General features: G+C 60.3%; 17 protein-coding genes. 12 read left to right on the forward strand and 5 right to left on the reverse strand.

Going from position 1 to position 26790, the window contains the following annotated elements; translation table 11 throughout:
- Positions 1-175: 175 nt before the first annotated feature.
- The 3 genes from ABIB60_RS11415 (at position 176) to ABIB60_RS11425 (ending at position 3997) form a co-directional block, all read left to right on the forward strand.
- Positions 176-2500 carry a xanthine dehydrogenase molybdopterin binding subunit gene (locus ABIB60_RS11415; protein ID WP_354579984.1) on the forward strand — a complete coding sequence of 775 codons (2325 nt, stop codon included), beginning with the start codon at positions 176-178 and terminating at the stop codon, positions 2498-2500.
- Positions 2449-2943 (forward strand): hypothetical protein, encoded by a 495-nt coding sequence (locus ABIB60_RS11420; RefSeq protein WP_354579985.1) that lies wholly within the window; start codon positions 2449-2451, stop codon positions 2941-2943. Before ABIB60_RS11415 ends, ABIB60_RS11420 begins: the two co-directional genes overlap by 52 nt.
- 70 nt (positions 2944-3013) lie before the next feature.
- Complete coding sequence (locus ABIB60_RS11425; protein WP_354579986.1) at positions 3014-3997, forward strand: XdhC family protein; 984 nt, start codon at positions 3014-3016, stop codon at positions 3995-3997.
- A 59-nt stretch (positions 3998-4056) separates the two neighbouring features.
- Here ABIB60_RS11425 and ABIB60_RS11430 read toward each other — a convergent pair whose 3' ends face one another.
- The 4 genes from ABIB60_RS11430 to ABIB60_RS11445 all read right to left on the reverse strand — a co-directional run bounded on the left by ABIB60_RS11430 (position 4057) and on the right by ABIB60_RS11445 (position 7950).
- Entirely contained in the window at positions 4057-4662 is a 606-nt protein-coding gene (locus tag ABIB60_RS11430) for a DUF4136 domain-containing protein (protein ID WP_354579987.1), read from the reverse strand.
- Between the two features lie 169 nt (positions 4663-4831).
- Positions 4832-5296, reverse strand: coding sequence for a GNAT family N-acetyltransferase (locus ABIB60_RS11435; protein WP_354579988.1), 465 nt, complete (start codon positions 5294-5296; stop codon positions 4832-4834).
- A 170-nt stretch (positions 5297-5466) separates the two neighbouring features.
- On the reverse strand, positions 5467-6006 hold the full coding sequence (locus ABIB60_RS11440) for a hypothetical protein (RefSeq protein ID WP_354579989.1): 540 nt from the start codon (positions 6004-6006) through the stop codon (positions 5467-5469).
- 66 nt (positions 6007-6072) lie between these two features.
- Positions 6073-7950, reverse strand: coding sequence for an ABC transporter ATP-binding protein (locus ABIB60_RS11445; RefSeq protein WP_354579991.1), 1878 nt, complete (start codon positions 7948-7950; stop codon positions 6073-6075).
- 228 nt (positions 7951-8178) lie between these two features.
- Between ABIB60_RS11445 and ABIB60_RS11450 the strand changes: the two genes are divergently transcribed.
- The 5 genes from ABIB60_RS11450 to ABIB60_RS11470 all read left to right on the forward strand — a co-directional run bounded on the left by ABIB60_RS11450 (position 8179) and on the right by ABIB60_RS11470 (position 16924).
- On the forward strand, positions 8179-9258 hold the full coding sequence (locus ABIB60_RS11450; RefSeq protein WP_502915124.1) for a thioredoxin family protein: 1080 nt from the start codon (positions 8179-8181) through the stop codon (positions 9256-9258).
- 67 nt (positions 9259-9325) lie between these two features.
- On the forward strand, positions 9326-10813 hold the full coding sequence (locus tag ABIB60_RS11455; RefSeq protein ID WP_354579994.1) for a hypothetical protein: 1488 nt from the start codon (positions 9326-9328) through the stop codon (positions 10811-10813).
- Positions 10814-11061: 248 nt separating this feature from the next.
- Complete coding sequence (locus ABIB60_RS11460) at positions 11062-12150, forward strand: efflux RND transporter periplasmic adaptor subunit (protein WP_354579996.1); 1089 nt, start codon at positions 11062-11064, stop codon at positions 12148-12150.
- A 150-nt stretch (positions 12151-12300) separates the two neighbouring features.
- Positions 12301-15495 (forward strand): efflux RND transporter permease subunit, encoded by a 3195-nt coding sequence (locus tag ABIB60_RS11465; protein WP_354579998.1) that lies wholly within the window; start codon positions 12301-12303, stop codon positions 15493-15495.
- Positions 15488-16924 carry a TolC family protein gene (locus ABIB60_RS11470; RefSeq protein ID WP_354580000.1) on the forward strand — a complete coding sequence of 479 codons (1437 nt, stop codon included), beginning with the start codon at positions 15488-15490 and terminating at the stop codon, positions 16922-16924. Before ABIB60_RS11465 ends, ABIB60_RS11470 begins: the two co-directional genes overlap by 8 nt.
- A 294-nt stretch (positions 16925-17218) precedes the next feature.
- Here the strand turns inward: ABIB60_RS11470 and ABIB60_RS11475 are convergent, their stop codons facing one another.
- On the reverse strand, positions 17219-18847 hold the full coding sequence (locus ABIB60_RS11475) for a catalase (RefSeq protein ID WP_354580001.1): 1629 nt from the start codon (positions 18845-18847) through the stop codon (positions 17219-17221).
- Positions 18848-19051: 204 nt separating this feature from the next.
- Between ABIB60_RS11475 and ABIB60_RS11480 the strand changes: the two genes are divergently transcribed.
- The 4 genes from ABIB60_RS11480 (at position 19052) to ABIB60_RS11495 (ending at position 26605) form a co-directional block, all read left to right on the forward strand.
- Complete coding sequence (locus tag ABIB60_RS11480) at positions 19052-20257, forward strand: MFS transporter (RefSeq protein WP_354580003.1); 1206 nt, start codon at positions 19052-19054, stop codon at positions 20255-20257.
- Between the two features lie 89 nt (positions 20258-20346).
- Complete coding sequence (locus ABIB60_RS11485) at positions 20347-22386, forward strand: DUF3858 domain-containing protein (RefSeq protein WP_354580004.1); 2040 nt, start codon at positions 20347-20349, stop codon at positions 22384-22386.
- Between the two features lie 227 nt (positions 22387-22613).
- Entirely contained in the window at positions 22614-24653 is a 2040-nt protein-coding gene (locus ABIB60_RS11490; RefSeq protein ID WP_354580006.1) for a DUF3858 domain-containing protein, read from the forward strand.
- A 5-nt stretch (positions 24654-24658) separates the two neighbouring features.
- On the forward strand, positions 24659-26605 hold the full coding sequence (locus ABIB60_RS11495; RefSeq protein ID WP_354580008.1) for a DUF3857 domain-containing protein: 1947 nt from the start codon (positions 24659-24661) through the stop codon (positions 26603-26605).
- Positions 26606-26790: the final 185 nt, after the last annotated feature.

The raw sequence follows: 26790 nt of genomic DNA on the forward strand, positions 1-26790 counted from the left end.
CGTATTCGCGTCTCAATCGTTGCTGACATTGTTCGAACAGCACTGTCATTCCAAGCGAAGTGAGAAATCTGGGTTACTCACCAAATGGCAAACCCAGATTCCTCACTTTATTCGGAATGACAACCACACGCTGTTCCACCCCACTTATTCACTTAATCATTAAGTCACCGCTCCCGTGAATCACCTCGACCCCTTCCGCCACGTGCGCGGCGAATCCCAGTATCTGGATGATGTGCCGGTGCAGCACGGCACCCTGTACGCGGCCGTAGTGGAGTCGCCGGTGGCCCACGGCAAGCTGCTGACGGTGGACGCCACGGCGGCGCTGGCGCTGCCCGGCGTGGTGCATGTTCTCACGGCCCAGGATATTCCGGGCAAAAATCAGATTGGCGGCATCGTACCCGATGAGCCGCTGCTGGCCGAGGGCCACGTGCATTTCCGCGGGCAACCGGTGGCGCTGGTACTAGCCGAATCAGAACATGCGGCCCACGCGGCGTTGGCCCACGTGCGGGTAGAAGTATCTCCGCTGCCCATCATTACCGACCCACGGGTGGCCGCGGCCCAGGGCGAGCTGCTGGTACCGCCCCGCACCTTCCGCATCGGTGACCCCGGGGAAGCCTGGGCCGGGTGCGCCCACGTGTTTGAGGGCGTGGCCGAATCGGGTGGTCAGGAGCACTTGTACATTGAAACGCAGGGCGCGTACGCCTTTCCCACGGAAATGGGCGGGGTACGCATCATCTCCTCTACCCAAGGCCCCACGGCCGTGCAGCGCCACACGGCCCACGTGCTGGGCCTGGGCATGCACCAGGTAGAAGTGGACGTAACCCGCCTGGGTGGTGGTTTCGGGGGCAAGGAAGACCAAGCTACCCCCTGGGGTGCCCTGGCCGCTCTGGGGGCCTTCGTAGCCCGCCGCCCGGTGAAGCTGGTACTGGACCGCATGGCCGATATGCGCATGACCGGCAAGCGCCACCCCTATTCCTCCGATTTTAAAATCGGGCTGGATGCCGACCTGAAGATTGTGGCCTACGAGGTGACCTTCTACCAGAACGGGGGCGCGGCGGCCGATTTGTCGCCGGCCGTGATGGAGCGCACGTTGTTCCATAGCACCAATACCTACTTCATTCCGAACGTGACGGCCACGGCCTACAGCTGCCGCACCAATCTGCCGCCCAACACGGCTTTCCGGGGTTTTGGGGGGCCGCAGGGCATGTTTGTAATTGAGTCGGCCATTGCCTGCGCGGCCGAGCGGCTGGGCGTGCCCGCCGCCGAAATTCAGCGCCGTAACCTGCTGCGGGAGGGGGACCTGTTTCCCTACCGCCAACCGGCCGAGGGCTGCCACGCCGAGCAGGCCTGGGACACGGCCGCCGGGCTGTTCGACCTGCCGGCCCGCCGCCGCGAGGTGGACGAGTTCAACCGCACCCACCGCTGGCAGAAGCAGGGGCTGGCCGTTATGCCAATCTGTTTCGGCATTTCGTTTACCAAAACGGCCATGAATCAGGCCCGCGCGCTGGTGCACATCTACACCGATGGCTCGGTGGGCGTGAGCACCGGGGCCGTGGAAATGGGTCAGGGCGTGAACACCAAAATTGCCCAGGTAGCCGCCCGCACGCTGGGTATCAGCGTGAACCGCATCAAGGTGGAAAGCACCAACACCACCCGCGTGGCCAACACCTCCCCCTCGGCCGCCTCCGCCACCGCCGACCTCAACGGCAAAGCCACCGAACTGGCCTGCCTGGCCCTGCGAGAACGGCTGCTGCGGCTGGCCTCCACGGAGCTGAGCATGAACTACGAGGGCCTGCACATTGAAAATGAGCAGGTGCTGGCCGCCGGCAAGCCCGCCGACACCACCTGGGAGAAGCTGGTTTCGGCAGCCTACTGGCAGCGCGTGAACCTCTCCGAAAACGCCCATTACGCCACGCCCGACCTCCATTTCGACGCCACCACCAACCAGGGCTACCCCTTCGCCTACCATGTGTACGGCACGGCCCTGACCACCGTGCAGGTGGATTGCCGCCGGGGTACTTACGAGGTGCAGGCCGTGCAGATTGCCCACGACTTTGGCCAGAGCCTGAACCCGGCCGTGGACCGGGGCCAGATTGAGGGCGGGGCGGTGCAGGGCATTGGCTGGATGACGCTGGAGGAGTTGGTGTACAATGAGGAAGGCCGCCTGCTGAGCAACTCGCTCAACGCCTACAAAATCCCCGATCTGTACTCAGCCCCCAGGGTGCTGGACGTGCATTTCCTGGATACGCCGGGCCACTCCCGGGCCGTGATGCGCTCCAAGGCCGTGGGCGAGCCGCCGCTGATGTACGGCATCGGGGCGTACTTCGCGTTACGCGACGCGGTGCGGGCATTCAACCCGGATTCCGGTATTTCTTTCTCCGCGCCTATGACGCCGGAAAAGGTTCTCGTAAATTTGCACCCCTCTTTCCTGAACACCCCACCTACTGCTTGGAACTCATCCGCTCCGTTAACTTCCGCAACCACCTCCGCGGCCTGCTGATTTACGCCGCCGGCGACACAGCCGCTGCCCTGCTACTGCACCAGTTTTCCTGGACCCGGCTGCTGGGTATGGCTCTGGTGGGTGGGATTCTCTACTCCTGGGAAGTGCCCGCCTTTTTCCGCTGGATTGACCGGCAGGTACCCGAGCGGCCCGACGGGGGCCTGGGGCGACGCTGGCTGCGGGCGGCATTGTCGCAGGTGTACTTTAACCCGCTCTGGATTGTGCGGCACTACGTGTTTCTGCGGTTGTTCAGCGGCCAGTTCAACGAAATTTCCCTGGCCCTGGTACCGGTAGCTACTCGCTCGTTTCTGCTGAATGTGCCGTTGGCACTGGTGGTGAATTACTTCATTCAAAACAAGGTTTCCGCCGACTTTCGGTTTGTGGCCAGCGCGCTGTTTTCGGGGTTTATGGCAGTGTATTACGCCATCAGCTCCACCTGGTAACCGGGCATAGCGGCTGACTGCCTAAGCGGCCTGCCTTCCTGGCTGAACTTCTGCCCGTAGCTTTCCGCCCGTGAATACTTCTTCTGCCTTATCCGCCGCCCCGCGCGACCTGCCAGTGTGGCAACTGGCCGTCGCCAGCTTGCAGGCAGGGGTGCCGGTAGCGTTGCTGTGCGTGCTGGCCAGCACGGGCAGCAGCCCCGGCCGGCAGGGTTTTAAGATGGTTGTGACGGTCGACTCGATGGCGGGCTCCATCGGGGGCGGCATCATGGAGCACAAGTTTGTGGAACTGGCCCGCACCCTGCTGGCCGGAGGAAATTTCTCCCCGGTGCTGCGCCACCAGATTCATCGCAGAGAAGCGCCCGCCGACCGCTCAGGCATGATTTGCTCCGGGGAACAGCAGCTTCTCGTGTACCCGCTGACCTCCGCCGACTTGCCCACCGTGCTTCGCATCACGGAGCTATTGCAGCAGTCGGCGTCGGGCCGGTTGTGGCTATCAGCGGCGGGGTTGTGCCTAGAGCAGCAAGCACCGGCCGCACCCCACTATACCCTGCAATTGGGCGCTGACTGGGCGTATTCCGAGAAAGTAGGATTCCGCGACCAGGTTACCCTAGTGGGCGGCGGGCATGTGGCGCTGGCGTTGTCGAGGGTGCTGGCGTCCCTTGACTTCGGCCTGACCGTGCTGGATGACCGGCCTAATCTGAACACGCACCAGCTCAACCCCTACGCGCACTACAAGCGCACCGTGGCCTACGAGCAGTTGCCCCAGGAAATTCCGGCTGGCCCGCACCAGTATGTTATCCTGATGACCTTTGGGTACCGCTCCGACTTGGTGGCGCTGCGAGCCTTGCTGCACCACCCCGTGTGCTACTTGGGCGTGATGGGCAGTCAAGCCAAAATTACCGAGCTGCTAGCTACCCTGCGCGCCGAAGGCGTACCCGAAGAAACCTTGGCCCGGGTACACGCGCCCATCGGCTTGCCCATCAACAGCCGTACGCCCGAGGAAATTGCCATTAGCATTGCCGCTGAATTGATTCGGGAGCGAAACACCGTGTAAAAACAACTACCCCGCAGCGTTGCTGCGGGGTAGTTGCGCCATCGTACCTTGGGTTTTCTTTACTCCTCTGATTCGCTGGTCGCATTCTGGCCGCTGAGGTAGCCTTCGGTGAAGATGTGGTATTGGTCGAAAATGGAGCGCACGGAGCGGCGGAGCACAATGTCGCCCTGGGGCCCAGTGGGGACGCTCACGCCCGAGGCGTAGCCGTTCCAGACGGCCCGGTTGGTGCGGTTATCAATGAGCGTGACCAGCAGAGTACCTTCCTGGAGCAACAGGCGCACCGGCTGGTAACCTTTGCGGTCCTCCTTGGGTGTTTCCTCATCCTCGGAGTAACCCGCTTTTACCCAGCGCGAGAAATCCTCCTGGGCGTACCCTCGAAAGCGCATATCCCCTTCAAACAATCGGAAATTGACCAGCAGATCGGGGCGGCGGCGGGCGGTGCGGTAGCCCTGGATTTTAAGCCGGTTCCGGATGGCGTCGCGCACGGTGGAGCCCAGCCGGCTGGTATCCGAGTTGATGCCGTCGCCGCTGATGAACTCGTAGGTGCGGTAGCGCCGGAATTGCCCGGCGTAACTGTAGTCGGACTCGACGCGAGCTTCCCGCGCCATTAAGCAGCTGGATAGGGCCAGGCTACCGCCGGCTAACAGAGTAACATACCATTTCATAGGCGCTGGGGAATTAAGAGGGTCGTACTGACTAAAATACGAAACTCACAGCGCTAATCGATTGGCTTCCAGCGTAAATATTTGTGCAGGATGTATCTGGCTCAGCTTTCCGTACGCTACGGCAGGCCGCAATATGGGCGCCAGGGCAAAAGGGAAAGGTTTTGACAGACTATACGCCAGCCGTCAATTCTTTTTCTAGCACAATGGTCAGGCCGCGGGAGCTTTGCACGGTACCAATAATATCAAATCCATGCCGCAGATTCAGCAGCAGCATGGCCCGCCACCGGTTGTAGGTGTGCGTACGGACACGGTGGTACCCTTGGGCCGCGCACCAAGCATGTTGTTGCCGCATTAGCTCGGCAGCAATGCCACGGCCCCGAAAACCAGGGTGTACGCCGCCCAGCCAACTGTAGTAGTGCCCGGGCTTCCGCTCATAGCCCAGCTTGCAGCCCACCAGTTGGTCGTCTTCGTACGCCAGCCATACCTGCACCGGCTGGCGCTGCTGCTGGTAGAGCACATCATCCGCTAGCTCGGCAGCCGTGGTTTCCAAGGCAGCAGACAGCAGCGCACTTAAGTCTGGTACCGTGGAGGTATTGAGAAGTAGCGTGTGCGAAAACTGATACATAAGTGCCATATGTACAGATTGAGCTATACTTTGAACCTGTTTGGAAAGTCTACTGGATAATTCAGACTGTCCTGCTGAGCGCAGCCGAAGCATCTCTACCGCTTCGTTTCAATCATTCGTAGAAATGCTTCTCTTATGCTCAACGTGACGACCTTTGACCTCCTAAGCAGCCTCTTACATTAACGGTACACCTTAACAGTATCGGTTACGGCTGTATAAATCTCGCCATTTGTTTGTCGGTAGCGCACCACAAACTGCTGAATTCCGGTTCGGGTGGGCGGTACGCTTAAGCGTAAGTTAAGGCTACGCGGCGGTTCAATTCCCCCCGATTTCATAGCCACCAGCGAGTCGCTTGTTCCAATTTGTTTTCTCAAAATATCATTCAACGGCGTTCCGGCGGGATGCTGAACATCGTAATCGTAGCGGCTAGTAAATACAAGTGAATCTAGCCGTTCCTTTGTGCCCCTATAGCCCGGATTAGTTGGGCTGCACGCATAGGCCGTTCCACTACTTCCGGTCCTGCGGCTGTAATACCGCTCACTCACCTGAAGATAAACGCCTATGCTGCGATATTGCGGATGGTAGGAATAGCGGTTTACCGACAACAGAACACCACTGACATCATAATAAGCTGGCCCAGAGCTACAAGCATCACCGAAAATTAATTCACAGGCAGGCAGGAGAAATAGCAGTAGAGCGGCACTTACTAATCGTTTCATACTGGCATCTGATAAGGTTTCGATAGGTAGAGCCGAGGCCGTACAAAAGGTTGCACAATATTTTATCTACTGATACCCGGCGGCCTGCAACCGGAACAGCTCGGCGTAGCGGCCGCCGCGGGCCAGCAGCTCCTCGTGGCTGCCTATTTCCTGAAACTGTCCGTTTTCGATAACCAGAATCCGGTCGGCCATGCGCACGGTGCTGAAGCGGTGGCTGATGAGCACGGCGGTTTTGCCCTGGGTCAGTTCTTTGAAGCGCTGGAATACCTCGTACTCAGCGCGGGCATCGAGGGCGGCGGTGGGCTCGTCGAGGATGAGGAGCTGGGCGTCGCGCATGTAGGCCCGGCCGAGGGCAATTTTCTGCCACTCGCCCCCGCTTAGGTCCACGCCCCCGTTGAAGCGGCGGCCAATCATCTGCTCGTAGCCCTGGGGCAGCTTGGCAATAACTGAGTCGGCCAGGCTTTGCTGGGCGGCCTGCTCGATGCGGGGCTGGTTGCCTTTCTCCTCAATGCGGCCCACAGCCAGGTTCTGGCCGGCGGGCAGCTGGAAGCGCACAAAATCCTGGAAAATCACCCCAATTTCCTGACGCAGCTCCTGGGGGTCGTACTCGCGCAGGTCGTGGCCATCCAGTAAAATGCGGCCCTCGGTGGGGTCGTAGAGGCGGGCCAGCAGCTTGACAAGGGTAGTTTTACCGGCCCCGTTTTCGCCCACCAATGCCAGCTTTTCACCGGCTTGCAGCTCGAAGTTGAGGTTACGCAGGGCCCATTTTTCGGCCGTGCGGTATTTGAAGCCCACATTCTCGAAGGTGAAGCCCTGCCGGATGGGTCGCGGAAACGGCCGCACCGTTCTGGATTCGTCGCGGCGGATGCGGGGCTGCAGCTGGAAGAATTCAAAGAAATCCTGCAGGTACAGGGCACCCTCGGCCACCGAGCTGAACCGACTCAAAATGCCTTCCAGCAGCCCCCGCATGCGGGCAAATGAGCCCGCCAGAAACGTGAGCTGCCCAATGCTGACCCACCCATATACCGCCTGACTGATGATGTATACATAGGCCGCGTAATAACCAGCCGCGCCCACCGCCGCGAAGAACGTCCCCCAGCCCGCCCGCTTTATCACCAGAGACTTGTTCTGCTGATAAAACTCATCAGAGAGCTGCCGAAATCGGTCAATTAGGAAGCCAGAAAGGCCAAAAATCTTGACCTCCTTGGCCGTTTCATCCGAAGCGCCGGTTTGGCGCAGGTAGTCCAGCTCCCGCCGCTCGGGCGTCCAGCCGTGCACCAGCGAGTAGCTCCGCTCATTAAAGTGACTTTCGCCCAGGAAGGCCGGCACCACCGCTACCAACAGCAGCAGCAATAGCCAGGGGTTGAAGGCCACCAGCCCCACGGCCAAAAAACTCATGGTAAGTACGTCCTGGGCCTGGCTGAGCACCTGGGCCATGAGCACCGTGCGCGAAAGGGTTTGGCGACGGGCGCGCTCCAGCTTGTCGTAGAAGTTGCTGTCCTCGAACTGGTCCAGGTCCAGCTCGGCGGCGTGCTGCATGAGTCGCACCGAGCTTTGGTTGGCGAACAGGTCGCCCAGTAAGGAATCGAGCAGAGCCACGCCCCGGCCCAGGGCATCGGAGAGAATGGCCAAGCCAAACTCCAGGGCCACCAGGCTAAGCACCGGCGTGAGAGTGCGCTCCGGGGCGGGCAGTTGGCTCAACTGCACCACGGCATCCAGAATCAGCTGGCCCACATAGAGCATGGCCACCGGCAAAAGCGCCCGTAGTAGGCGTAGCCCCACGTTACCCAGCGTGAGGCCAGGGCTGGTTTGCCAGATCAGGCGCAAAAACGCCGGCAGGTTGCGCAGGGCCGAAAACCGCTCCCGCACCGTAAGGGCGGGCTTGCCGTCTGGGCGGGGCTTTTTGGCGGAAATAGTGGAGAAAAACGAGTCGGAACGAGGCATAGAACGGGCTATACGGCATACTTCGGGCCGGAGTACGGCGGCGGCCGTTTTGGCAGTTCTCCGCTTTCCTTACCTTTCACTTACCTACCTTGTAGCTAGCTGAATACCATTTCTATACTTATCTGGATGAAAACGATACTTGCGCTGCTGTGCCTACTCCTGTTATCTGGCCCAGGCCAGGCCCAGCAGGCAGCTCTAGCTTTTGAACCTACCACTTGGACGACGGCAATGCAGAAAGCACAGCAGTTGCAGCGGCCCGTTTTTGTGTACGCGTACAGCCCTGGTTGCCATTTCTGCCAACAGATGGAAAAAACCACGCTGCGCAACGCGGCCTTAGCCACCTATTATAATACTGCGTTTGTATCAGTGAAGGTGGATGTAACGGTGGATACTGCCTTTGCCCGCCGCTACGATATCAACGGATTTCCCACCTACCTCTATTTTGACAGCGCGGGTCAGCCCCTGCACCGCAGCTCCGGCGAAAAGCCCGCCGCCGCATTTATAGCCGACGCCCAAGCCGCTTTTCAGCCCCAAACAGCGTTTTACGCCCTGCAGCGCCAGTACCAGGCCGGTAACCGCAGCCCTGATCTGCTTTACCGGTACAGCCAAGCCCTGAACTCATCCAACCAGCGCCGCAACCCTCAGGCCCAGGTGCTCACCGAATACCTGGCCACCCAATCGGCGCTACAGTTGAAGTCCGAGAAAAACATACGCTACCTGTTCGAGCAGTACAGCGCCCCAACCGACGAGTACATCATCCGGCACCAAGCTGATTTTGCTCCCTACTTTCCAGCTGCCGTTGTGCAGAAGCGTGCTTACAGAATTTTAGCAGCCCGGGCCTTCGATGCCGGAAAACAAACTTCGGGCGAGGCCTTCCGGACAGTACAGGAACTAGCCCACACCCAATTCGCCGACACGGCCCAAGCTGGGCATACTGCTCGCATCAATTTCTGGGAAGGTCGGCGCGACTGGCTGCGGTATGCGCAGGCTACACGCCGCTACAGTCTGCTTGCTTCTCCTGACCCGTATACCCTGCGAAAATCGGCCACCTACCTCTACCACTTTGGGGAGGAGCAGGGCCCAGAGCGGCAGCAACAGGCCCTACAGGAAATTCTGGCGGTGTTGCCAGTGCTGCTACAAGCGGAGCGTAGCTACGAGAGCCTACTACTCTGCGCCCGGCTGGAACACCAAGCGCACCGTTTGGCCCCGGCGCGGCAGTTGGCCGAGGAAGCCCTGGCTATTGCCCCGCAGCACCACGAAACCGGCGAAGAAGCCCAGACCTTGCTGGCTGCCCTACCGGCCCGGTAGCGTATTGCCAACACCGAAGCGCCGGCGGGACCGTACTTTTACGCACTTCCCGTCGTTTCTTGCTGCCATGCTGCATAGTATTCTATTCGCCCCTTTTTCGGATGCCGCCGCTGAGGCTCATGCTGAGGCTCTGCAAGCCACCCTGGCCGGGGCGGCTACGGAAGGCGTGTTGCTGGTGAACCTGTCGTTGCCCGAGGCTGCGCCGATACTCGCCCTGGTGCAGCCGGGAGGCGTTACGGTGATGCAACTGCTGGCAACCGGCGGCACGCTTTCCACCCCGGCTCTCACGGCAGCACCCTGGCAGCTTGACGGGCAGGCTTTGGCGGGGTTTGAGTCTAGCATCTCGCCCTGGCAGCAGTTTCAGCAGCAGCGGGCGGCTTTGGCCGAGTGGCTTAGCCAGCAGCCAGAATTTCCGGCCGTGGCCTCCTCTGATGTGGCAGGGCTGGTGGTGTGCTTGCAGCCGGTGCACTTTGCTGGTGATGTAGAAGCCGGCTTACAGCAGCTGCCCGCGACGGAGCAATTTCAGCTGGTACCCGCCCTGGGCCAACTCCCCCGGCGCCTGCAGCAGCTAGAACCCCAGGTACTGCTGCCGCCTACTTTCCTGCATCAGTGGGCCGAGTTACTGCGCCAGCGGGGCTACCAACCAACTACCCCTGAAGAAGTACCGGAAGAAGCGTACGAAACCCAGCCCGGCGGCTTTGTGGCGGGCAAGCTCCGGCAGCTCTGGGGCTGGCTGGGCGCCGAGGATGTTCCCGCGGACCCGCCCTACGGAGGGCTGCTGGCTTCCGGAATTTCAGCGGCCAATGAGCAGGAAAAGCAGCGGCTGGAGCAGCTACGGCAGCAGGTAACGCAGGAGTTGCAGCAGCAGCGCCAGGCTATGGAAGCCCGGGAGGCCCAGCAGGCGGCCAGCATTGCCCAACTCCGCCAGCAGCTTACTCAGGCGCCCTCGTCCACGGCCGAAGTAGCCGACCTGCAAGCCCGCCTCAACACCGAAATGCAGGAAAAACAGCAGCTGCAACAGGCTATTCAGGCTTCCCGCACCGAAGCAGAAGCCCGTAACCAGGCGCTTGATGCTCGTATTCAGCAGTTAGGAAACCAACTGGAGCAACTCCAACGGCAACCAGCTGCGGCTACTCCAACGCCGGCCACGGTGCCCGTTTCCGCACCGCCAGCTGCCCGTTCCCGAGCAACGGCTGCGGCCCCAGGCCCAACTTGGCGGCTGCAGTGGGCCCGGGCGGCACTGGTGGTACTTTCGATAGGGGCGTTGGGGGCCGGGTTGTGGGGCGTAACCAAGCTACCAACGTTGTTGCGCCCGGTGTTGCCCGCTGCCACTCGGGCCACCCAGGCGTCCGACGATACCTTCGACGACAACGCCGAAGCCGCTGCCCCTACCCTGTTCGATATTCAGCCCGATACCGTGGCCGTGGATTCTGCGGATACCTCCGCTGAGGAAGATGAGGAAAATATTGTTCCGGCCGACTCCCTGGAAACTCCGGCCCGCGCCGGCGAACTGCTGGATTCAGTTGCCGCCGACGAGCCCTCCGGCGACATATAACTCCCTCCAACTCCCTTACACTAAAAGGCTTCCACATGGTGCGGGAGCCTTTTTTGTTGCCCGGCGCCCCGCTACCATCCACGGGTATTCCTACGCTATTGGTTTTATCCCTTCATACCGACTTCATGTAAGGCCCGGTGCTTTGTATCACGCAAGCCTGATACACCGGCCGCTTGCAGCTACTAACAGCTCTCCAACACCCCCGTTTTTAGGCGTCGCGCAACGCTGGTCAATGCTCGTTTAAGGTTATGAAAACAAGGTTTCTGCTAACGCTACTGAGCGTGGGCGTACTGTACGGCGGCACCAGCTGCTCCAAAGAACACAAGGAGAAAGAGGAAAAAGTGAAGTTTCTCGTCACCAGCCCACTCCAGAAAGACACGACCATCACCAAGGAATACGTGTCGCAGATTCACGCCTACCAGCACATTGAAGTGCGGGCGCTGGAAAAAGGCTACCTCCAGAAGATTTACGTGGATGAGGGCCAAGCCGTGCGGGAAGGGCAGCTCATGTTCCAGATCATGCCGATGGTGTACAAGGCCGAGCTGCAGAAGTCGAAGGCCGAGGCTAACTACGTGGGCATCGAGTACCAGAACACCAAGCAGCTGGCCGACAAGAACGTGGTTTCCAAGAACGAGCTGGCCCTGGCCCAGGCTAAGCTGGACAAGGCCAACGCCGAAGTGGGCCTAGCCAAAACCCACCTCGATTTTACCACCATCCGGGCCCCGTTCAGCGGCATGATGGACCACTTTCAGGCCCGGCTAGGCAGCCTGGTGGATGAGGGCGACCTGCTGACCACGCTTTCCGACAACAGCAAGATGTGGGTGTACTTCAACGTGCCCGAGGCTGAGTACCTCGCCTACAAAGCCCACGCCCGCACCGAAGCCGAGACGAAAGTGAAGCTGCTGATGGCCAACAACGAGGTGTTCAAGCACTCCGGTGTGGTACAAACCATCGAGGCCGACTTCAACAACGAAACCGGCAACATTGCCTTCCGGGCCACTTTTCCCAACCCCGAGGGCCTGCTGCGCAACGGCGAAACCGGCTCGGTGCTGATGACGGTGCCGCTCAAAAACGCCGTGATTATTCCGCAGAAAGCCACCTTCGAGGTGCTGGAAAAGAAGTTCGTGTACGTGGTGGACGACAAGAAGAAAGTGCACCAGACGGAGGTGACCGTGGCCTCAGAAATGCCCGACCTCTATATCATTTCCGCGGGCCTGAAAGCCACCGACAAAATCATGCTGGAAGGCATCCGCAAGGTGAAGGAAGGCGACAAAATCCGCTACTCCTACCAGGAGCCCAAGTCGGTCATTTCGCACCTGAAAACTTACTCGGAATAGAAGCTTGACCTCAAGAACGTCATGTCGAGCAGCGCGAGACATCTCGCGTGCTGACGTTGCCATAGTATTTAATTACCACCGCAACAACCGCATGCGAGACTCCTCGCTGTGCCCGGAATGACGTCTACCTGACTCTAATAGTCTCAAACTATGTTCAGTAGATTCCTTCGCCGACCCGTGTTTGCCATCGTTATTTCGGTGGTCATTCTATTCCTGGGCGTTCTGGCTATCAAGACGCTGCCCACCTCGCAGTTTCCCGAAATTTCGCCGCCCATGGTGATGGTTAGCACGGCCTACCCGGGCGCCAGCGCCAAGGTGCTCACTGAGTCGGTGCTCATTCCGCTGGAACAGGCCATCAACGGGGTGCCCGGCATGAAGTACATGACCTCCGACGCCGTATCGGCGGGCGAGGCTAACATTCAGATTGTGTTCAACCTGGGTACCGACCCCGAGCAGGCCGTGGTGAACGTAAACACGCGTATTGCCCAGGTGCTCAACCGTTTGCCCACGCTGGTGCAGCGGGAGGGCGTGGTGGTAAACCGCGTGGTGCCCAACATGCTCATGTACGTCAACCTCTACAGCAAAGACAAGAATACCGACATGCGGTACCTCTTCAACTTTGCCGGGGTGAATATGCTGCCCGAAATCCAGCGCATTGATGGCGTGGGCCGGGCCAGCATTCTGGGCAGCCGCCAGTACGCCATGCGCGTGTGGCTGAAGCCGGACCGCATGCGGGCCTACAACCTGTCGGTGGATGATGTAATGGAAGCCCTCAACGACCAGAGCGTAATTGGCTCGCCGGGCCGCATCGGCCGCTCCGACGGCAAGGAGGCCTCGGCGCTGGAGTACGTGCTGACCTACAAGGGTCGCTTCAACGACGTGGAGGAGTACAAGAACGTCATCATCAAGGCCAACGCCAACGGCGAAACGCTGCGCCTCAAGGACGTGGCCAACGTGGAGCTGGGCTCGGAATTCTACGACATCTACTCCAACCTCGACGGCTACCCCTCGGCGGCCATCATGCTCAAGCAAACCTACGGCTCCAACGCCCTCGACGTGATTAAAAGCGTGAAGGACAAGCTGCAGGAGCTCAAGAAAACCATGCCCCCCGGCATGGACTACAAAATCAGCTACGACGTGTCGAACTTTCTCGACGCTTCCACCGAAAACGTGATTCACACCCTGCGCGACGCCTTTATTCTGGTGGCCCTGGTGGTGTTCCTGTTTCTGGGTGACTGGCGCTCCACGCTGATTCCGATTATTGCCGTGCCGGTGTCGTTGGTGGGCGCGTTCATGGCCATGCAGGCGTTTGGCATGACCATCAACATGATAACGCTGTTTGCCCTGGTGCTGGCCATTGGCATTGTGGTCGATGACGCCATTGTCGTCGTCGAGGCCGTGCACGCCAAGATGGAGGAAAAGCACCTCTCGCCCTACGGGGCGGTGCGCGAGGTGGTGGGCGAAATCAGCGGCGCCATCGTGGCCATTACCATTCTGATGACGGCCGTATTCGTGCCGGTGGCCTTCATGAGCGGCCCGGTGGGCATTTTCTACCGGCAGTTCTCCATCACCATGGCTTCCAGCATCGTCATTTCGGGCATCGTGGCCCTGACGCTGACGCCGGTGCTCTGCGCCATGATTCTGAAGAACACCCACGGCCAGCCCCGCAAGAAAACCCCCATCAACCGCTTTATCGACTGGTTTAACCGGGGCTTCGAGCGCCTGACCGGCCGCTACACCAACCTGCTGGAGAAGGTGGTGGACCGCCGCGTGGTGACGTTTGCCATTCTGATTGCCTTCGGGTTCGGCATTTTCGGCATCTCCTCCACCCTGCCGTCGGGCTTCATTCCGGCCGAGGACCAGGGCATGCTCTACGCCATCATTCAGACGCCGCCCGGCTCCACGCTGGAGCGCACCAACGCGTTGTCGCAGCAGCTTTCCAAGCTGGCCGAAAAGGTGCCCGGCATCGAAAGCGTGTCGTCATTGGCGGGCTACGAGGTGCTGACCGAGGGCCGCGGCTCCAACGCCGGCACCCTGCTCATCAGCCTCAAGCCCTGGGCCAAGCGCAAGCAGTCGGTGCACGATATTGTGATGAGCCTGGAAGAAAAAGCCAAGGAAATTCCCGGCGCGACCATCGAATTCTTCGAGCCGCCGGCAGTACCGGGCTACGGCGCGGCGGGCGGCTTCCAGCTCCAGCTGCTCGACAAAACCTCCACCGGCGACTACAAAGCCCTGGAAAAAGTGAACGAGGAGTTTATGGACGAGCTCAAAAAGCGCAAGGAGCTGGCCGGCTTGTTCACCTTCTTCTCGGCCAATTACCCCCAGTACGAACTGCAGATTGACAACCAGCTGGCCATGCAGAAGGGCGTGAGCATCGGCAACGCCATGAACACGCTCAGCATTATGGTGGGCTCGACGTACGAGCTGGGCTTCATCAAGTACCAGCGCTTCTTCAAGGTGTTCGTGCAGGCCTCGCCCGAGTACCGCCGCCTGCCCAAGGACATTCTGGACCTCTGGGTGAAGAACGACAAGGGCGAAATGGTGCCGATGTCGGCCTTCATGAAAATTGTGAAGGGCCAGGGCGCCAACGAAATCAACCGCTACAACATGTACCCCACGGCCTCCATCCGCGGCGACGCGGCCCCCGGCTACAGCTCGGGCGAGGCCATCAAGGCGGTGCAGGAAGTGGCGGCCAAAACCCTACCCCGCGGCTACGACATCGACTGGGGCGGCTTGTCGAAAGACGAAGTATCACGCGGCAACGAGGCCATCTACATCTTCCTGGTCGTGATTGTGTTCGTGTACCTGGTGCTGGCCGCGCAGTACGAGAGTTTCCTGCTGCCGCTGGCCGTTATTCTGAGCTTGCCGGCCGGTATTTTCGGCTCTTTCCTGCTCATCAAGGGCTTCGGTTTGGCCAACAACATCTACGCCCAGGTGGGCCTGGTGATGCTGGTGGGTTTGCTGGGCAAAAACGCGGTGCTGATTGTGGAATTCGCGGTGCAGAAGCACGAGGAAGGCATGACGGTGCGCGAGGCGGCCATTGAAGGTGCCAAAGTGCGCTTCCGCCCCATCCTGATGACCTCCTTTGCCTTCATTGCCGGCCTGATTCCGCTGGTGCTGGCTACCGGCGCGGGCGCCATCGGCAACCGCACCATCGGCACCTCGGCCCTGGGCGGCATGCTGTTCGGCACCGTGTTCGGCGTCATCAGCGTGCCGGGGCTGTACTACATTTTTGGCACGCTGGCCTCCGGCCGCAAGCTCATCGGGGACGAAAACGAGCACCCGCTAACCGAGTTCGAGCCCCACGTTTTAGTTGATGAAATTCCGAGCCACAGTCATGCTTAAGAAACGCCTCTATCGGGGCCTGAGCGCAGCGTTGCTGACGCTGGCGGTGGGCGCGTGCAAAACGCCCGAGCTGGCCACCAAAGCCGCCGGCCGCCCAATGCCCGCCACCTACGCCACCGCCACCCAGGACAGCACCAACACGGCCCGCAACCAGTGGCGACAATTTTTCACCGACCCTAACCTCATCGGCCTCATCGACACGGCCCTGCAGCGCAACCAGGAGCTGAATATCTCGCTGCAGGAAATCCAGATTACCCGCAACGAGGTTCAGATTCGCAAGGGTGAGTACCTGCCCTTCGTGGGGCTAGGCGTAAAGGCCGAAGCCGAGCGACCCAGCCGCAACACCCTGCAGGGTGCCACCGAGGAAGCCATCCGCATCCAGCCCGAGCACCGCAACCCCGACCCGCTCCAGAACTACCAGATCGGGGCGTTTGCCAGCTGGGAAGTGGACATCTGGCACAAGCTGCGCAACGCCCGCAAGTCGGCCGCGCTGCGCTACCTAGCCACAGTGGAAGGCCGCAACTTCACGGTAACCAACCTGATCAGCGAAATAGCCACCTCCTACTACGAGCTGCTGGCCCTGGACAACCAACTGGCCATCGTGCGCCAGAACATCGGGCTGCAAACCAACGCTCTGGAGCTGGTGAAGCTGCAGAAGGAGTCGGCGCGCACGACGGAGCTGGCCGTGCAGCGCTTCGAGGCCCAGCTACATAACACCCGCAGCCTGCAGTACGGCATTCAGCAGCGCATCACCGAAACCGAAAACCGCCTCAACTTCCTGGCCGGCCGCTACCCCCAGCCGATTACGCGCAACTCGGCGGCATTTAATGAGCTGCTGCCTACGCCGGTGCAAGCCGGCGTGCCGGCCCAGCTACTGCAAAACCGCCCCGATATCCGCCAGGCCGAGCAGCAGCTGGCCGCCGCCAAGCTGGATATTCAGATTGCCCGCGCCAATTTTTACCCGGCGTTGCGCATCACGGGCGGAGCCGGTTTTGGGGCCTTCAAGCCCGGTTTGCTGTTCACTACACCCGAGAGTATGCTGTACTCCCTGGCCGGCGACTTAGTGGCGCCATTGGTGAACCGCAACGGCATCAAGGCCGTGTACGGCAACGCCAACGCCGTGCAGATTCAGGCCGCCTACAACTATGAGCGCACAATCCTGAACGCCTACGTAGAAGTGGCCAACCAGCTCGCCAGCATCAACAACCTGCAGCAGAGCTACGACGAAAAAACCAAGCAAGTGCAGGCCCTGAACCAGTCCGTCACCATCTCCAACAGCCTGTTCCGCTCCGCCCGCGCCGATTACACCGAAGTGCTCTTCACCCAGCGCGACGCCCTGGAATCCAAGTTCAACCTCATCGAAACCCGAATGCAGCAGCTCAACGCCTCCGTAAACGTGTACCGAGCCCTGGGCGGCGGCTGGAAGTAGGCGGCGAGGTAGCAAGCGTATCAAAACCACCTTGTTATCCTGCGCATTCCACGCATCAAGCGGCGACAAAGGACCTTATCACCCCATACAAGCTGTCTACATAGCTCATTCCGGCGTGACACAAGGGCTTTTGAACCATGTAGAGACGCAAATATGCGTCTCTACATGGTTCAAAAAATTACTAGAGGACCTTGAATTGCGCCCAAGATGGGGAGGTGTTCAAAGCCAGCAAGACAAGAAAAAGGGCTTCCGCACACTGCAGAAGCCCTTTTTCTATCTAAACGCAGAACTCGCCTACGCTTGCTCTTTTACCATTTGCTGGCTAGTAGCAGCTTGGCCGTTGCTACCGGCAGCGGCGTGCTGCAGGCCTTCCCGCACGCGGCGGCCGTAATCCTCGTCGCACTGCGTAAACAGGGCAACCATCTTGTCCTGTACCACCTTCTCGGCACCGCTCAGGGCACCTACCAGGTTTTCGATGAGGTCATTGCGCTCCGTTTCGGTGTGCTGACGATACCGCACCCCGGCCTGTTTGAAGTTATTTTGGCGGTCCAGGGTTTGGCGCACCAGCTTGGCGTTGTACTCCGGCTCGTGCTCCTGGCCCGAGGGCGCAGCCTCTTTCAGACCGCTGAGGTTGCTGGGCTCGTAGTTTACATGCGGGTTTTGACCCGGGGCCGTGTCTACGTGGTAAGCCATCTGCCCGTCGCGCTGGTTGGTAGCTACGTGTTTTTTGGGCGCATTAATGGGCAGCTGCAAGTAGTTGGTACCCACGCGGTAGCGCTGCGTATCCGAGTAGGAGAAGGTGCGGCCTTGCAGCATCTTGTCGTCGGAGAAGTCAAGGCCATCTACCAGCACGCCCGTTCCGAAGGCCACCTGCTCTACCTCGGCGAAGTAGTTTTCGGGGTTTTTGTTCAGCGTCATCACGCCTACGGGCAACAGCGGGAACTGGTCTTCGGGCCAGATCTTGGTGTCATCCAAGGGGTCAAAATCCAACTCTTCGTGGTAGCCGTCGGGCATCAGCTGCACCTGGAGCTCCCACTCCGGGAAGTCACCGGCCTTGATATGGTCGTAAAGGTCCTGGGTGGCGTGGTTGAAGTTTTTGGCCTGAATGGCCTCGGCTTCGGGCTGAGTCAGGTTTTTTACACCCTGCTTAGGCTCCCAGTGGTATTTCACCAGGTGCGCTACGCCTTCCTTGTTCACCCACTTGTAAGTGTTCACGCCTGAGCCCTGCATCTGGCGGTAGTTAGCCGGAATGCCCCAGGGCGAGAACAGGAAGGTAATCATGTGCATGGCCTCGGGCGTATTCGAAATGAAATCGAAAATGCGCCCGCCATCCTGGCGGTTAGTTACCGGGTCGGGCTTGAAGGCGTGCACCAGGTCCGGAAATTTCATGGCGTCACGGATGAAGAACACCTTGAGGTTGTTGCCTACCATGTCCCAGTTGCCGTCTTCGGTATAAAACTTCACGGCGAAGCCGCGCGGGTCGCGCAGGGTTTCCGGCGAGTGGCCCCCGTGAATTACCGAGGAGAAGCGCACGAACACCGGCGTTTCCTTGCCAGCCGTGTTGAACAGCTTGGCGCGGGTGTACTGCTCAATGGGTTCGTTACCTACTTTGCCGTAAGCTTTAAACACGCCGTGGGCTCCGGCACCACGGGCGTGCACCACCCGCTCCGGCACCCGCTCCCGGTCGAAGTGGCTGATTTTTTCGAGGAAGTGGTAGTTTTCCAGCGTTACGGGGCCGCGGTTGCCCACGGTGCGCGTATTCTGGTTGTTGGTAACCGGGTGGCCCTGGCGGGTGGTAATGGTTTGGCTCTGCTCCCCGGCGGCCGTACGCTCGTCGTGGGAGGTGCCCGCGACGGTTACGGCCGTGCCAGTACCGTTGCCGGAATGGCCGTTCTGCGGTTGGTCTTGCTGATCTTGTGCCATAGTGTTAGGATGGGAAATACATGCTGAGTGTAATACCGGCAAGGTACACGGAGGTTTGGCTAGTGGAGAATTTTTCTCCGAAAGAATTTTGGCATTCCGTGGTTTTGGCCAGTAAGGAAGAGGCGTGTTTCCCTGAGCGCGAAGCTGAGCTGTAGGTAGGTATGTGCGGCGGCCGGCATTCTATGGGCTACCTTTACGGCTCCGATGCCCGCTACGCTTCCTCCTTCCGCGCCCCCTACCCAACGCGTGTACACCGTTGGTTTTTGGCTGATGTGCCTGTCGTCGCTCCTCTTTTTCATGAGCTTCAACATGCTGCTGCCCGAGTTGCCCGACTACCTCACCCGCCTGGGCGGCGAGGATTATAAAGGCTTCATCATTGCGTTGTTTACTCTCACGGCGGGTATTTCGCGCCCGTTCAGCGGCAAACTGGCCGACACAGTGGGCCGCATTCCGGTGATGGTGTTCGGTTCCCTGGTGTGCTTTGTTTGCGGGTTCTTCTACCCGTTTGCGGTTACGGTAACGGCCTTTCTGGGGCTGCGGCTGCTGCACGGGTTCAGCACCGGGTTCAAGCCCACCGGCACGGCCGCCTTCATTGCCGATATTATTCCGCTGGAGCGCCGGGGCGAGGCTATGGGCCTGTTGGGCGTGGCGGGCTCGGTGGGCATGGCCGCCGGCCCCATGCTGGGCTCCTGGCTGGCCCAGCGCTTCTCCCTCAATACGCTGTTCTACTGCTCCTCGGGCCTGGCCCTGCTGAGCCTGGTGGTGCAAGGCACCATGACGGAAACTCTGCCTAAAGCCCAGCGCCATCCCTTTAGTTGGAAGCTGCTGCGCCTGGAAAGCTGGGAAGAGGTATTTGAGCCCCGGGTACTGGCCCCGGCCGTGGTTACGCTGCTGTGCCTGTTCCCGTTTGGGGCGGTGCTCACCGTGGTACCCGACCAGAGCCGGTTTCTGGGTTTGGTAGGTGAAAATAAAGGACTGTTCTACACTTGTTACACCGGCGCTTCCCTGGTAATCCGGCTGGTGGCGGGCCGTGCCTCCGACAAGTACGGCCGCGTGCCGGTGCTCATTGGTTCTTCGGCCATTATGGTGGCCTCGCTGGGGCTGCTGGCGTTGGCGCAGTCGGCGCCGGTGTTTTTGGCGGGCGCTATTCTGCTGGGCCTGGGTACGGGCCTCAACTCGCCCACGCTGTATGCCTGGACGGTGGATTTGAGTCACCCCGAGCGGCGTGGCCGGGCCGTGGCCACCATGTACATTGCCCTTGAAATGGGAATCGGTCTGGGGGCGCTACTGGCCGGCTGGGTATTCGCCAACAAGCCCAGCCACCTGCCCTACGTGCACTTATTCAGTGTGCTCAGCGTGCTGGCGGGCCTGGTGTATCTGCTGATCTGGCGCCGGAAAACTGTCGCGTAGCTGAACAACACCAGGGGCTGGAAATCTGCCGGGTTGCGCCTATCTTCGTGGTTATTTACTAGGCTGCGGCCTGTTACCACGTATTGCTCGTGTCCTTCATTTACTCCACTGCGGGCCGGGTGCTGGCCACTGCGGGCTTGCTCCTGTGGGCCGCCACTGCGCGCGCCCAGGAAGAGCCCATCAAATTCGGCAAACTCGACGCCAAGGAGGCCGCCGCCCTGCTGGCTAGCCCCACCCCCGATTCTGCCGCCGCCGAGGTGCTCTGCGACTTTGGGCAATCCAGTATCCAAGGCAAGAAAGATGGTTTTGAGTTGCGCTTTGCGCGCACGGCCCGGCTGCTGATACGCCGGCCGGCGGGCTACGAACACGCCACCGTGCGAGTCTACCTCTACCACGACCCAAAGAATGGCGGCCACGAGGACATTCAGCAGCTTAAGGGCTTTACGTATAACCTGACAGCCGGCGTACTCAGCAAGGAGCCGCTACGCACTGAAGCCGTCTTCAGCAAGAAGATAAATGAGCGGCTCAATGAGTATGCTTTCACGCTGCCCAACGTGCGGGAAAATTCCATTCTGGAGTTTACCTACATAGTCCGTTCGCCCTTCCTGTTCAACCTTCAGGACTGGCAGTTTCAGCAAGATATTCCGGTGCGCTGGAGTGAGTACCGCACCGTAATACCCTCGTTTTACCGCTACAAAGAAACCACCCGCACCTACTGGCCCTTCACCATCAACGAAACCGGTACAAAACCTTACGCAACATCGTATCGGGAAGGATCCAACGCTGGATACGGGAGTACCAACGCTGGTGCTTCGGATAATGTATATAGCATTACAACTCAGGCCGTGACGCGCCGTTGGGCCATCAAGAATTTACCGGCTTTCCACTCGGAGCCGTTCATGACCACCCGCCGCGACTACCTCAGCCAGGTGGACTTTGAGTTGGAGCGCATTCAGTTTGATCCGCAACGCGACCCGCAGTTTATAGTGGGCAGCTGGCCCGAGATTGAAAAGGAGCTACTGGAAGATGAGCGGTTTGGTCAATATCTGAAGGCTAATAGTCCGGTAACTACTCTGGCCGCCGTGCTCCAGCCGATGCCCAACCCCACTGAGCGGGCCCAGGCCGTACGGCAGCTGGTCATGCAGCAGGTTGCCTACGACGACACCCCGGCCTCCCACGCCCGCCCGGGCAGCACGGCCAAACGCGTTGCGGAGCAGCGCAAGGGCAACGCGGCCGAGGTGAACCTGCTGCTGGTAGCTGCCCTGCGGGCCGCCGGGCTTAATGCGCAGCCCTTGCTCCTGAGCACCCGCTCAAACGGGCGCGTTCAAACGGAATTACCAGTGGTGAGCCAGTTCAACTACGTGGTGGCCCACGTGCTGCTGCCCGACAATAAAGAGCTGCTGCTGGACGCCACCGATGCCAGCTTGCCTCCCACGCTCCTGCCCGAGAATTGCCTGAACGGCCAGGGGCGCCTGCTAGGCCCGGCCGGGCGCTGGGTAAATCTGATGGACACCGCCCCCACCCTGCTGTATACCCGCGCCCAGCTCACGGCCACGCCCCAGGGCGAGCTGCGGGGCAGCATCCGGCAGGAGTACGCGGGCTACGCGGCTTCCAATTACCGCCGCCCCTTGCCGGAGCTGCGGCAGAACTGGCAGAAAGCTCACCCCGATTGGCAAATCAGCAAGGCCAGCGTGTTGGCGCCGGATGTGAGCCGGCCGGTGGCTCTGGAGCTTACTGCCAGCCTGCCCGGAGTCGAGGCCCCGGCGGCCACGCTCTACCTGCGCCCCTTGCAGCAGTTGGTGCTGAGCGGCAACCTGTTTCAGGCTGATGAACGGCTGTTTCCGGTTGATTTTGCCACTGTGCAGCGCTTCGAGTACGCCACCGACCTCACCTTGCCGGCAGGGTATGCTGTTGCTGAGCTTCCGGCCAACATGCAATTGGTATTGCCCGATAGCGGCGGGCGTTTCCTGTTCAACATCACCCAGCCTACTCCGCAAACCCTAAGCCTGGTGGGCCGCCTGCACCTGCTCAAAACGCACTATACGGCCGAGGAATACCACGCCCTGCGGGAGATGTACACTAAGGCTCTGAGCAAGCTGGCCGAGCCCATTGTACTGCAGCGGCAGTAGCCTATTGGGGTTGCCGAAATCCTGCTCCAGCACAGTTATAAGCCTTTTACAAACTGAGCAGTAGAAAACCGGGCTTCATCTGTTGCTCATGTTCCGGAGAAATAGGATATTTCGGTTCCGATACTCTGTCCAGCTCTATCTACGCCCTTAGTAGTGCCTTATTGCCTGCTTGTTTGCAGCCGGGAATATTCCGCTTGATTTCTTCTTATTTCCCTTTACGTCTTCCTATGAAGTCACCTTTACTCCGTCGGCTGTGGCTGGCTGGTATGCTCACCGGCGCGGCCGTAACCCTGGCCCAGGCCCAAACAGACCCCATTAAGTTCGGCAAGATTGATGAGCTTGACCTGACGCCCAAAAATTTCGTAGCCGACAGCACGGCCGGAGCCGTGGTGCTCGGCGACTTTGGCCGCACCCGCTTTGAATACAATGACGGCCAGTTTAAGGTGGTATTTGAGCGGGTAACGCGGCTCAAGATTCTCCGCAAATCCGGCTACGAGTACGCTACCGTGGAAGTGCCGCTCTACCACCGAAACAGCAGTGAAGAAAAGCTGTCGGGCTTGAAAGGCTTTACTTACAACTTGGTAAACGGGCAGGTAGTCAAGGAAAAGCTGAATGCTGATGCTATTTTCCGGGAAGAAACCTCACCCAACGTTACCACCCGCAAGTTTACGCTGCCCAATGTGCGCGTGGGCTCCGTTATTGAGTACACGTACACGGTTTTGTCGCCATTCACATTCAACTTCCAGGACTGGACGTTTCAGCGCGATATTCCGGTGCGCTGGAGTGAGTACCGGGCAGCCATTCCAGAATATTTCGACTACAAAATGCTGATGCAGGGCTACGAGCCCCTGGAAGTGCAGACGCGGGAAGAAAGCACCACGCAGTACACCATTAGCTGGTCGTCGAAGCTGGAATTTGGGGAGCGGACTTCGGGCGGCTCGCAGGTAGTAACCCCGCGCGTAACCAACCACCGCTGGGCCATGAAAAACGTGCCGGCCATGCGGGAGGAGCCGTACATGACCACCACCGGCGACTACATAGCCAAAATTGACTTTGAGCTGGCTGGCATTAAGTGGCCCGATGAGCCCTATAAAGCCGTGGCCGACTCCTGGGATAAAATTGACCGGGAGCTACTAACCAGCGACAACCTGGGCGGACAGCTTAATCGGGCGGGCTTCCTGAAAGAACAGCTCACCACCTTGCAGGCCCAGCACAAAGAGCCTGCAACGCGTCTGGCGGCCATCCATAACCTGGTGCGCAGCAGCGTGAAGCACAATGGTAACAACGGGGTATACGCCTCCGGCCCCGTGCGGCGCGCCTTCGACCAAAAAACCGGCAACGCCGCAGATATCAACCTGTTGCTGATTTCCGCTCTGCGGGAAGCCGGCTTCAAGGCCAACCCCCTGGTACTGAGCACCCGCAGCCACGGCCGCATGGAAACCAACGTGCCGCTGATTTCCCGCTTTAACTATGTACTGGCCCACGTAGAGCTACCCGATGGCACAACCATGCTGGTAGATGCCACGGAGGAACTGGCCCCCTGCGGCATGCTGCCGCCGCGCTGCCTCAACGGCGTAGGCCGCCTGGTACTGCCCCAGGATGGTGCCTCGCGCTGGGTAGAGCTGAAGCCCGCCGACCGCCTGCTCCACTACAGCCAAATCAACCTGACTGTGGATGAAAAAGGCGGCATCAATGGCAAAGTGCACCAGGAGCACGCCGGCTACCTGGGTCTGGCCCAGCGGGAAAAGCTGCGAAAATTGGGCGAAAAGAAATACGTGGAGGAGTTGGCCTCGGCCCACGAAGGCTGGAGCATTCCGAAGTACACATTCAAGGAGCAAACGACCCTGAACCGCCCCCTTACTTTGGACTATGAGTTTGCCACTGCCGGAGCTGAGGCGCCGGTTGGTACTATTTACCTGAGCCCTTTGCACGACTTCGGCACCGAGAAGAACCCCTTCCTGCACGAAGAGCGACGCTTTCCGGTAGATTTTGGGGCCAACATGGATGAAACCGTGCTGGTGAACCTGACGCTACCCGCCGGCTACGAGCTGGAGGAAATACCCAAACCCATGGCGGTGGAGCTGCCCGAAGGCGGTGGCCGCTTCACTTACGCCGTGCAGCCCGGCAGCGGTACCGTGCAGATTATGAGCCGTATGAGCCTAACCCGGCCAGTATATCAGGCCGAGGAATATGCCTACCTGCGCGAATTTTTCAGCCGCATGATGACCAAGCAGAACGAGCGGCTGGTCCTCAAGAAAAAAAGCTAAGCGCCATGCGTGTTCTTTCGTTGAGTATTGCGCTGGCCTTGGCAGCCGGGCTGCCCGGGCTGGCGGCCCCCGGTCCCGCGCTTAAATATGCCGTGGCCGACCTACCCGCCGCCCTGCGCGAAAACGCCCACGCCGTTATCCGGCGGCAGGATGAGCAGCTGCTGGTGAAGTCGGCGGCGCGCACCGTAGAAACCACCCACCGGGCCGTAACCATTCTGGATGAGGCCGGCGCCCGCTGGGCTTCCGAGCTGGTGTACTACAGCCAGCTCAACAGTATCAGCTACTTCCGGGGGGCCGTGTACGATGCCGCGGGCCGGCAGCTGCGGCAGCTGCGCAGCCAGGATATCCGGGATATTAGCTTATCGGATGGCTTTAGCCTGGCTTCCGATGCCCGGGGCCGGGTGGCCGACCTCAGCCAACCTACCTACCCCTACACGGTGGAGTTCGACTACGAAGTGGTGTCGGATAACCCGCTGTTTTACTCTACCTGGCGGCCCCAGCCAGTGGAGCAGCTGGCCGTGGAGCAGGCCACCTTCAAAGTACTGATGCCGACTGGTATGGCCCTGCGCTACCAGGAGCAGCAGCTACCCGCTGGCACGGCCCAGCCCAAACGCACCCAGGGTAGCCAGGAGGTGTACGAGTGGCAGGTGCACGATTTGGCCGCCCGCGAGGAAGAAACCGACGCTCCGCCCCTGGCCGAGCTAACGCCCGCCGTGTACACGGCTCCCGCCGAGTTTGAGGTGCAGGGCCACGCCGGCCGCCTCACCTCCTGGGCCGACCTCAGCCGCTGGACCTACGAACTCAACGCTGGCCGCGACGAGCTACCGCCCGCTATGAAAGCCGCCGCCGCTGCGCTGGTGCAGGGCGAAACCGACGAGCGGGCTCGCATCCGCAAGGTGTATCAGTTTCTGCAGGCCAACACGCGCTACATTTCCGTGCAACTGGGCCTGGGTGGCTGGCAGACGTTTCCGGCCTCCTCGGTGGCAGCCAACGGCTACGGCGACTGTAAGGCCCTGACCAACTACTGCCAAGCCCTGTTGGGGGCGGCGGGCATCAAGGCCCATGCGGCCCTGGTGCGTGCCGGCTCCGACGAGCAGGATATTCGCACCAGCTTCCCCAGCTCCCAGTTCAACCACGTGATTCTGTGCGTGCCCCTGACCAAAAGCGCCCGCCCCGATACCGTGTGGCTGGAATGCACCAGCCAGACCACGCCGTTTGGGTACATGGGCGGATTTACGGGCAACCGCCACGCCCTGCTGCTGCTGCCTGAAGGCGGCCGCCTGATTGCCACGCCCCGCTACGGTGCCTCCGAAAACCGCCAGGAGCGCCTGACCCACGTGTATCTGGACGCCGCAGGCAATGCTACGGCTACCCTTCGCACCCTGAGCACCGGCCTGGAATACGACGCCGTTTCGGGCCTGGCGGGCCTGGAGCTAGCCGAGCAGAAGAAGCACATCAGCCGGCGCCTGACGCTGCCCAACTTCACTCTTACCAAAGTGGGCTACAAGCACACGAGCCCCACAGCGCCCCTGCCCGGCATTACCGAAACCCTGGCGCTTACTCTGCCGGCACTGGCCCCTCCCAGTGGCAAGCGCCTTTTCCTGACGCCCAACCTTCTAAGCCGCCTGGCCCCGCCCCAGGCTACGGTGGGTGAGCGGCAGGCCGATGTGGTCTTGGAACATGCTTTCACGCAGCAGGACACCCTGCAGCTGCATTTGCCCGCCAGCCTTCACGCCGAGCAGCTCCCCACGCCGGTGCAGCTGACCACGCCCTTTGGCACCTACCACAGCCAGCTGACTGCTCTGCCCGATGGCACTATTCAGTACATCCGGCGCCTGGTAATGCCCCGCACGCGCTTTGCCCGCACGGAGTACCCGGCTTATCTGGAGTTCCGGCGCAAAATCAGTGCTGCTGACAAGGCCCAGCTGGTGCTCCTAAAAACCGATGCATAGGCCGCTAGAAGCCGGTTCTTAGCTCAAAACCACAACACCCGCTACCAGCAGTAGCGGGTGTTGTGGTTTTGCGGTCAGTTGGTGCTACTACCATGCTTCTGACTTGGCATTGAGCTTTTGCCAGAAATTCGGGTTGGGCCCACCACAGGAAATTTGCCGGATTTTAGCCCTTAGCACCATTGATA

Origin of the sequence: Hymenobacter sp. UYP22 (assembly GCF_040547285.1) — a bacterium.
Classification (GTDB): domain Bacteria; phylum Bacteroidota; class Bacteroidia; order Cytophagales; family Hymenobacteraceae; genus Hymenobacter.

What these genes read in the sequence shown, in the direction of transcription:
- ABIB60_RS11430 (WP_354579987.1), bottom strand. Translation starts at nt 4,662, where the DNA reads ATGAAATGGTATGTTACTCTGTTAGCCGGCGGTAGCCTGGCCCTATCC.
- ABIB60_RS11470 (WP_354580000.1), top strand. Translation starts at nt 15,488, where the DNA reads ATGCTTAAGAAACGCCTCTATCGGGGCCTGAGCGCAGCGTTGCTGACG.
- ABIB60_RS11455 (WP_354579994.1), top strand. Translation starts at nt 9,326, where the DNA reads ATGCTGCATAGTATTCTATTCGCCCCTTTTTCGGATGCCGCCGCTGAG.
- ABIB60_RS11435 (WP_354579988.1), bottom strand. Translation starts at nt 5,296, where the DNA reads ATGGCACTTATGTATCAGTTTTCGCACACGCTACTTCTCAATACCTCC.
- ABIB60_RS11440 (WP_354579989.1), bottom strand. Translation starts at nt 6,006, where the DNA reads ATGAAACGATTAGTAAGTGCCGCTCTACTGCTATTTCTCCTGCCTGCC.
- ABIB60_RS11495 (WP_354580008.1), top strand. Translation starts at nt 24,659, where the DNA reads ATGCGTGTTCTTTCGTTGAGTATTGCGCTGGCCTTGGCAGCCGGGCTG.
- ABIB60_RS11490 (WP_354580006.1), top strand. Translation starts at nt 22,614, where the DNA reads ATGAAGTCACCTTTACTCCGTCGGCTGTGGCTGGCTGGTATGCTCACC.
- ABIB60_RS11460 (WP_354579996.1), top strand. Translation starts at nt 11,062, where the DNA reads ATGAAAACAAGGTTTCTGCTAACGCTACTGAGCGTGGGCGTACTGTAC.
- ABIB60_RS11475 (WP_354580001.1), bottom strand. Translation starts at nt 18,847, where the DNA reads ATGGCACAAGATCAGCAAGACCAACCGCAGAACGGCCATTCCGGCAAC.
- ABIB60_RS11465 (WP_354579998.1), top strand. Translation starts at nt 12,301, where the DNA reads ATGTTCAGTAGATTCCTTCGCCGACCCGTGTTTGCCATCGTTATTTCG.
- ABIB60_RS11450 (WP_502915124.1), top strand. Translation starts at nt 8,179, where the DNA reads ATGCAGAAAGCACAGCAGTTGCAGCGGCCCGTTTTTGTGTACGCGTAC.
- ABIB60_RS11480 (WP_354580003.1), top strand. Translation starts at nt 19,052, where the DNA reads ATGCCCGCTACGCTTCCTCCTTCCGCGCCCCCTACCCAACGCGTGTAC.
- ABIB60_RS11445 (WP_354579991.1), bottom strand. Translation starts at nt 7,950, where the DNA reads ATGCCTCGTTCCGACTCGTTTTTCTCCACTATTTCCGCCAAAAAGCCC.